Source organism: Citrobacter sp. TBCS-14 (genome assembly GCF_005280805.1).
GTDB classification, from domain to species: Bacteria; Pseudomonadota; Gammaproteobacteria; order Enterobacterales; family Enterobacteriaceae; genus Citrobacter; species Citrobacter gillenii.
Window position 1 is genome coordinate 1 of the sequence record NZ_SZWM01000151.1, and the last position, 490, is coordinate 490.

General features: G+C 52.1%; 1 protein-coding gene and 1 pseudogene. Both read left to right on the forward strand.

The window, feature by feature from the left end; all coding sequences use genetic code 11:
• Positions 1-315, forward strand: a 315-nt coding sequence (locus FDX22_RS03605; RefSeq protein WP_255432724.1) for a phospholipase D-like domain-containing protein, incomplete at its 5' end; no start/stop codon positions are given.
• A gap of 44 nt (positions 316-359) precedes the next feature.
• Positions 360-490: pseudogene (locus tag FDX22_RS30835) on the forward strand (hypothetical protein); the annotation flags it as partial.

The following is a 490-nucleotide window of genomic DNA, read 5'->3' on the forward strand; positions in this document are numbered from 1 at the left end:
GACCAGTTGGTCGTGCGCTTATGGAAAGATGATGACAACACCTATCATCTGAAAGGCATGTGGGTTGATGATAAATGGATGCTGCTTACCGGCAATAATCTTAACCCCCGAGCCTGGCGGCTGGATTTGGAAAACGCCATTCTTATCCATGATCCCCAGCAGGAACTGACTCCTCAGCGTGATAAAGAGCTGGAGCTTATCCGCACGCACACCACCGTCGTGAAACACTATCGCGACCTGCAGAGCATTGCCGACTATCNCATCCGTCGACTCCGCCGTATCCGAATCGACAGATTAATCAGCCGTATTCTGTAATCAAGACCCCGTCCAGCGACGGGGTTTTTCCTATGGAGGCAACGATGCGTCTGTGTATTCTTGCCAGTGTTTTGCTTCTTTCCGGTTGTAGCCACATGGCTAACGACAGCTGGAGTGGGCAAGACAAAGCTCAACACTTTATCGCCTCGGCCATGCTTGCCGCAGCGGGGAACGA